Annotated in this window: 8 protein-coding genes and 3 tRNA genes; 7 read left to right on the forward strand and 4 right to left on the reverse strand. The window is 73.8% G+C overall.

The features are described 5' to 3' along the window. Positions 1–210: 210 nt before the first annotated feature. Positions 211–699, reverse strand: a complete 489-nt coding sequence (locus tag ACSNOC_RS26620) for a YajQ family cyclic di-GMP-binding protein (protein ID WP_436750130.1) — start codon at positions 697–699, stop codon at positions 211–213. A gap of 137 nt (positions 700–836) precedes the next feature. Between ACSNOC_RS26620 and ACSNOC_RS26625 the strand changes: the two genes are divergently transcribed. Further along, positions 837–918 (forward strand) — tRNA-Tyr (locus ACSNOC_RS26625). A gap of 80 nt (positions 919–998) precedes the next feature. Here the strand turns inward: ACSNOC_RS26625 and ACSNOC_RS26630 are convergent. The 3 genes from ACSNOC_RS26630 to ACSNOC_RS26640 all read right to left on the reverse strand — a co-directional run bounded on the left by ACSNOC_RS26630 (position 999) and on the right by ACSNOC_RS26640 (position 4,203). Then, entirely contained in the window at positions 999–2,108 is a 1,110-nt protein-coding gene (locus tag ACSNOC_RS26630; RefSeq protein ID WP_436750135.1) for a sialidase family protein, read from the reverse strand. Positions 2,109–2,271: 163 nt separating this feature from the next. Beyond that, a complete protein-coding gene (locus ACSNOC_RS26635; protein ID WP_436750131.1) occupies positions 2,272–2,931 on the reverse strand; it encodes an NAD(P)H-binding protein in 660 nt (219 codons plus the stop codon). Positions 2,932–2,967: 36 nt separating this feature from the next. Continuing rightward, complete coding sequence (locus ACSNOC_RS26640; protein ID WP_436750132.1) at positions 2,968–4,203, reverse strand: hydrolase; 1,236 nt, start codon at positions 4,201–4,203, stop codon at positions 2,968–2,970. A gap of 82 nt (positions 4,204–4,285) precedes the next feature. Between ACSNOC_RS26640 and ACSNOC_RS26645 the strand changes: the two genes are divergently transcribed. The 6 genes from ACSNOC_RS26645 to ACSNOC_RS26670 all read left to right on the forward strand — a co-directional run. Further along, positions 4,286–4,358 (forward strand) — tRNA-Thr (locus ACSNOC_RS26645). Positions 4,359–4,407: 49 nt separating this feature from the next. Beyond that, positions 4,408–4,480, forward strand: a tRNA-Met gene (locus ACSNOC_RS26650). Between the two features lie 98 nt (positions 4,481–4,578). Beyond that, a complete protein-coding gene (rpmG, locus tag ACSNOC_RS26655) occupies positions 4,579–4,743 on the forward strand; it encodes a 50S ribosomal protein L33 (RefSeq protein ID WP_004571794.1) in 165 nt (54 codons plus the stop codon). A gap of 110 nt (positions 4,744–4,853) precedes the next feature. Next, positions 4,854–5,318 carry an FAS1-like dehydratase domain-containing protein gene (locus ACSNOC_RS26660; RefSeq protein WP_436750133.1) on the forward strand — a complete coding sequence of 155 codons (465 nt, stop codon included), beginning with the start codon at positions 4,854–4,856 and terminating at the stop codon, positions 5,316–5,318. Further along, the gene (locus ACSNOC_RS26665; RefSeq protein ID WP_436750134.1) at positions 5,315–5,749 is read left to right on the forward strand and encodes a MaoC family dehydratase; all 435 of its coding nucleotides are present in this window, start codon (positions 5,315–5,317) and stop codon (positions 5,747–5,749) included. Before ACSNOC_RS26660 ends, ACSNOC_RS26665 begins: the two co-directional genes overlap by 4 nt. A 92-nt stretch (positions 5,750–5,841) precedes the next feature. Further along, positions 5,842–6,346 (forward strand): TetR/AcrR family transcriptional regulator (locus ACSNOC_RS26670; protein ID WP_436750136.1); only part of this gene is annotated, 505 nt, incomplete at its 3' end.

Here is a 6,346-nt window from a genome sequence, read left to right on the forward strand (position 1 = left end):
ACCCCGCACCCCCTGCTCCCCGGCCCCCGCCGGGGCGCGGCCAGGGCCTCTCTTCCGGATCTCCGCGGGGCCACGACGCTCCCTCAGCCTGGCGGCTGGGAGGTGCCCCCACCGTACGAGCTGCCGACGCATGGGGGCACCTCCCAGGCCCCCGAGGGGCCCGGGGGAGCCGACGAGGCGGCCTGATCCGCGAAGGTCCGAAGACAGGCCCTAGCGGTAGTTGACGAACTGCACCGCGAAGTCGAAGTCCGCCTCGCGCACCAGCCGCTGCACCTCCTGCAGCGCGTCCCTGCTCTTGGAGCTCACCCGCAGCTCGTCGCCCTGCACCTGCGCCTTGACGCCCTTGGGACCCTCGTCCCTGATCAGCTTGGTGACCTTCTTGGCGTCCTCGGTGGAGATGCCCTCCTTGATGGTGGAGTACAGCCGGTACTCCTTCCCCGACGCCTGCGGCTCGCCCGAGTCCAGAGCCTTGAGCGAGATGCCGCGCTTGATCAGCTTCGACTGGAAGATGTCGAGCACCGCCCTGGCCCGCTCCTCCGCGTTGGCCCGGATCTCGATCCGCTCCCCTGACCACGCGATCGACGCGCCGACGCCGCGGAAGTCGTAGCGCTGGGAGATCTCCTTGGAAGCCTGGTTCAGCGCGTTGTCGACCTCCTGCCGGTCGACCTTCGAGACGATGTCGAAACTGGAGTCGGCCATGGTGTCTTGGGCTCCTCGTGCTCTGGCTGAGTCGGGCAGGGTCGGCGCACAGCCTAGCCACCCGCTACCCCTGGCCACCCCGGACAACCGAGTGGCGGACCACCCCCCGCGATCGGGTATCGTTTACCGCGTTGCGAGGCGGTGTGCCCGAGTGGCCAAAGGGAGCAGACTGTAAATCTGCCGGCTCAGCCTTCCCAGGTTCGAATCCTGGCGCCGCCACCCAGCACCAAGGCCCCTGATCTGCCGCCGGGCAGGACGGGGGCCTTCTGCGTCGCCGCCAACTCCCCCGCGCCGACGGGCTACAGGCCCTCGATCCGCCGGAACTCGATCCGTTCGTACGGCCCCTCGGCGCCCGTCTCGAAGAAGACGCCCGCCGCGCCCCCGGCCAGCCCGACCAGGTCCGAGTACGCCGCCGGGTCGGCCGACACGGTCAGCACCCGGTCGAACGTCCGGCCGTCGTCGTCGCTGCGCCACACCGTCAAAGCCTCCCGGGCGTCCGGGTTCGACGGGCCGGAGAACAGCAGCGGGCCGTCGTCCGGCCGGAGCACGCTGCCCTGCACCACCGGCACGTCGGCCAGGTCCGGCTGCGCCGCGTAGCCGTCGCCCTCCAGCGACTCGCCGCCGTCGGCCGAGTACGCGCCCACGCGGTGGCCCGCACCCGTGCCGTTCTGGTCGCGGGAGCTGAAGTACAGCCGCCCGTCCGCCAGCTCCGCCACCGCCGACTCGTTGGCGTTGATCGTCCCGTCGTACGAGTCGTCCACGAAGCCGATGCGCCAGGTCTCGCCGCCGTCGTCGCTCAGCAGCGCGTGCGCGCCGTAGTACCCCGGCTCCTCGCCGGTGTCCGGCGAGCCCTCCGGCGGCGCCGCCGAATGGTTCGCGGGGACCACCAGCCGGCCCCCGTCCGACAGGGCGATCCCGTGCCCGGGACCCGTCGCGTACCAGCGCCAGTCCGGCAGCTTCACGTCCGCCGTGATCTCCCGCGGCGCGGTGAACGTCCGGCCGTCGTCGTCACTCGTCTGCACGAAGACCCGGCGGCTCTGCTCCGCCGTGGCCTCGCCGCGCATGATCTCGGCCTCGGTGACCTCGCCGCTGTTGAACGACGTCAGCAGCACCACCCGCCCGGTCGCCGGGTCGACCACGGGCGCCGGGTTGCCCCGGGTGTCGCCGTCGCCCGCCGCCACCACGGTCAGCGGCTCCCACGTGCAGCCGCCGTCCGTCGAGCGCCGGGCCACCACGTCGATGTGCCCGGTGTCGCCCGCGCCGCCGACCCGTCCCTCGGCGAAGGCGAGCAGCGTGCCGTCCGGCGTGGTGACGGCGGCCGGGATGCGGTACGTGTCGTAGCCGCCCGTCCCCGAGGCGAACGGCACCGAGGACTCGCATGCCGCCCCGCCCGTACCCGCGTCCGTCATCGCCACCACCGCCGTCGTTATCGCGCCCAGAGCGGCGGCCGTCGCCGCCGTCACGACGACTACCCGTCCGGCCCGGGAGGAAGCCCACGAGGAGCTCCGCGAGGAGGAGAACATGCCCGGACCCTAACCCGGACGGAGCAACCCGCCCGTCCGCCGCCCGCCGTCAGCGCAGGACGGCCGCGACCGCCTCCGGGATGGGCGTGTCCCCGTTGGTCAGGTCCAGCGTCAGCCCCGCCGTGCCCGGCGTGTCCAGCAGCGTCACCAGCACGGCCGCCACGTCGTCCCGGGTGACGTCCCCGCGCGGCGCCTTCTCCGCCAGGTGGACGCGGCCCGTGCCGTGCCCGTCGGTGAGGCGGCCGGGGCGCAGGATCGTCCAGGACAGCCCGGAGCGGGAGCGGATCCCGGCGTCGGCGGCGCCCTTGGCCCGCAGGTACGCGGCGAACACCGGATCGGTGCCCGGCGGCGGCTCCTCGTCCACGTTCATCGCCGACACCACGACGAACCGGCGGACCCCGGCCCGCTCGGCCGCGTCCGCGAACAGCACGGCCGCCGCCCGGTCCACCGTCTCCTTCCGCGCCGCCCCGCTGCCCGGGCCCGCGCCCGCCGCGAAGACGGCCGCGTCCGCGCCCTCCAGATGCCGGGCCACGTCCTCCACGCCCGCCGACTCCAGGTCGCAGACGACGGGCTCCGCCCCGGCCGCGAGCAGCGCCCCGGCCTGGTCGGGCCTGCGGATCAGGCCCGAGACCTCGTCCCCGCGCCCGGCCAGCAGCCGTTCCAGGCGGCGGGCGATCTTGCCATGTCCTCCAGCGATCACTGTGCGCATGCACCCGACGGTACGCCCGCGCCTCACCACCGGGCGCTACCCCGTCGCCTGCCGGGGCACGCCCCGGCCGCCCGGCGGCGAACCGGGCGGCGGGTCGCCGTACTCCCGCACCGCGCTGGTCCGGGCGACGATCCGGCCCCGGTGGATCACCAGCCGGCTGTAGGCCAGGGACAGCGCCTCCTCGACCGTCTCGCCGCGCACCGCGAGCAGCTCGGCCGGGAACCCGGCGTCGATCCGCACCTCGGGCAGCCCCAGCGCGGCCCGCGCCCGCCCGCTGACGGCGGCGTACGCCTCCGGCGCGCGGCACTCGCCGCGCCACGCCAGCAGGAACGCGGCCTCCAGCGGATCGCCCCGGCCGACCGGGTTGGCCGCGTCCCGCAGCGCCCCGCCGCCCGCCGCGACGCGGACCCCGGCGGCGGTGAGGAGCCGGACCGGCGTCGCCGCCCGCTCGGGCCGGCGGCCGGGGGAGAGGGCGCACGGGCCCTGCGGCAGGCAGACGACGGTGATCCCGGCGGCGGCGAGCCGGTCGGCGGCGCGGGCGGCGGCGGCCGGGGGCAGCAGGGCCAGACCGGTGCACGGGCCGATGGTCACCCCGGCCCGGTGCGCGGCGGCGGCGGACGCCAGGCGGGCGAGCCGGGCCGGGTCGTCCCCCTCGGTGTGCAGATCGACGGCCCGGCCGTGCTCGCCGGCGACGCCGAGGACGACGTCGACGTATCCGGCCGGGTCGGGGTCGAGGTCCGGGCAGCCGCCCAGCGCGTCGGCGCCCATCTTGGCGGCGTCGTGGAGCTGGGCCCGGTTGTCGGCTCCGGCCAGGCCGGTGAGCAGCCGGGGCGCGGCCACGGCGGTGAGGTCGGCCAGGCCGCGCAGCGCGCGCCGGGCGTCGAGCGCCGCCTCCAGCGCCGCCAGCCCGCGCGCGTCGCCGATCCGGACGTGGCTGCGCTGGGCGGTGGCGCCGTGGCCCAGCTGGGCGAGCGCGGCCTCGGTGACGCGGCGGCGCAGGTCGACGGGGGTGTCGGGCGGCGGGGCGGAGCCGGCGCGGACGCCGGTCAGCGCGGTGTCGTGGTGGGCGTGCGGCTCGGCCGGGGCGGGGAGCAGCAGGTAGCCGGTGAGGTCGACGCGGGCGTCGTCGTCCCCGCCCCGCGGCCCGGACGGGGCGGGCGGGGAGAGGCTGCCGGGGGTGCCGACGGCCTCGACGCGACCGGCGCTGAGCCGGACGTCGACGGTCCGGCCGTCGGCGAGCCGCGGTCCGCTGAGGAGGAGACGCTCTGGCATCGCGAGCGAGCCTAGAGGCCGGTTGGCCCGGCCTTTACGGATTTCGCCTTCCGGGTCAGAGCGTGTAATCTCTTGAGCGCTCGCCCCAATAGCTCAGTCGGCAGAGCGTCTCCATGGTAAGGAGAAGGTCAACGGTTCGATTCCGTTTTGGGGCTCTGAGGTGCGAGGTCTCCCGCCGTCACCGGGGGTGGCCGTCCACCTCGTGGCGGCGTAGCTCAGTCGGTAGAGCAAACGGCTCATAATCGTTGTGTCACCGGTTCAAGTCCGGTCGCCGCTACGTCAAGTAGCCGATTACGGGGTTGGCCCTCTGATCGGCTACTCTTCTCTGTTGTTCAACCAAATGTTTGACCCGTCCATCCGTCAAGGAGCACTCACGTGGCTGCCACCGACGTCCGCCCGAAGATCACGCTGGCCTGCGTGGAGTGCAAGGAGCGGAACTACATCACCAAGAAGAACCGGCGGAACGACCCGGATCGTCTGGAGATGAAGAAGCACTGCCCGCGCTGCAACGCGCACACGGCTCACCGCGAGACGCGCTGACCACTCAGGACGCAGAACAGTGGTTCGACGCCGAGGCCGCCCCCACGCCGGGGGCGGCCTCGGCGCTTCGGGACGCGGGCCGATGGCCCCGGATGGTGAGGATTCTGCCGATGCCCCTTGATCAGTCCTTCGCCGGGCGGAGCTATCCGCCCACCGAGCCGTACGAAGTCGGCCGGGAGAAGATCCGTGAGTTCGCCGACGCGATCGGGGACCCCCACCCCGCGTACCGGGACCCCGAGGCCGCCAAGGCGCTCGGGCACCCGGACGTGATCGCACCGCCGACGTTCGTGTTCGCCATCACCTTCAAGGCGGCCGGGCAGGTCATCAGGGACCCGAAGCTGGGCCTGGACTACTCCCGCGTGGTCCACGGCGACCAGCGGTTCGTCTACTCCCGGCCGGTCCGGGCGGGGGACCTGCTGTCGGTCACCTCCGTCATCGAGACCATCACCTCCCGGGGCGGCAACGAGATCCTCGACGTCCGCGGCGAGGTGCACGACGCGGTCGGGGACCATGTGGTCACCGCGTACACCAAGCTGGTGGCGCGCCGGACAGAGGATGGGGAGGACGCGTCGTGACGGCCCGGATCGCCTACGCCGACATCGAGACGGGCACCGAACTGCCCGCCGCCGTCTTCCCCGTCACCCGCGAGACGCTCGTGCGGTACGCGGGCGCGTCGGGGGATTTCAACCCGATCCACTGGAACGAGAAGTTCGCCAAGGCGGTGGGGCTGCCGGACGTGATCGCGCACGGCATGTTCACCATGGCCGAGGCGGTCCGGGTGGTCACGGACTGGGCCGGGGACCCGGCGGCCGTCGTGGAGTACGGGGTGCGGTTCACCAAGCCGGTCGTGGTGCCCAACGACGACGAGGGCGCCCGGATCGAGGTCTCCGCGACCGTCGCCGCCAAGCTGGACGACGAGGCCCGTACGGTCCGCGTCGACCTCGTCGCGCGCAGCGCCGGCCAGAAGGTCCTCGGCATGGCCCGGGCGGTGGTCCGGCTCGCGTGAGGGCACCGGCCCACGGGGGCCGGGCGGCGACCGGTTGACATGATTAGTGATTGACCACTAACTTTCTCTCCATGGCCAGGGAAAGCAGCCGGATGTCCGCGGAGGAGCGGCGCGAGAGCGTCGTCCGCGCGGCCATCACCGAGTTCGCCCGCAGCGGTTACGCGGGCACCTCGACGGCCGCGATCGCCCGCAGGGTGGGCGTCTCCCAGCCGTACCTCTTCCGGCTCTTCCCGGACAAGCGGGCGATCTTCCTGGCGGCGGCGCGACGGTGCACCGACGAGGTCAGGGAGGCGTTCGAGCGCGCGGCCGAGGGGCTGGACCCCGGGGCGGCGCGGGAGGCGATGGGCGCCGCCTACGCGGAGCTGATCACCGACCGCGACCGGCCCATGTTCCAGCTCCAGATGTTCGTCGCGGTGAACAACGCGACCGCCGCCGGGGACCATGAATTCGGCGCCGAGATCAGGGCCGCCTGGGAGCGGCTGTGGGACTCGGTCCGCCTGCTCCTGGGCGCCGACGACAAGGAGATCGGCGACTTCGTCGGCGTGGGCATGCTCATCAACACGCTGGTGGCCCTCGGGTTTCCCGAGGGCCACCGGG

Origin of the sequence: Streptomyces sp. URMC 129 (assembly GCF_051386415.1) — a bacterium.
In the GTDB taxonomy this organism is placed as follows: Bacteria; Actinomycetota; Actinomycetes; order Streptomycetales; family Streptomycetaceae; genus Streptomyces.

Bases quoted from the DNA above. Each gene is read 5' to 3' on its own strand.
- ACSNOC_RS26640 (WP_436750132.1), bottom strand. From the start codon at position 4,203: ATGCCAGAGCGTCTCCTCCTCAGCGGACCGCGGCTCGCCGACGGCCGG.
- ACSNOC_RS26660 (WP_436750133.1), top strand. From the start codon at position 4,854: ATGCCCCTTGATCAGTCCTTCGCCGGGCGGAGCTATCCGCCCACCGAG.
- ACSNOC_RS26635 (WP_436750131.1), bottom strand. From the start codon at position 2,931: ATGCGCACAGTGATCGCTGGAGGACATGGCAAGATCGCCCGCCGCCTG.
- ACSNOC_RS26630 (WP_436750135.1), bottom strand. From the start codon at position 2,108: ATGACGGACGCGGGTACGGGCGGGGCGGCATGCGAGTCCTCGGTGCCG.
- ACSNOC_RS26620 (WP_436750130.1), bottom strand. From the start codon at position 699: ATGGCCGACTCCAGTTTCGACATCGTCTCGAAGGTCGACCGGCAGGAG.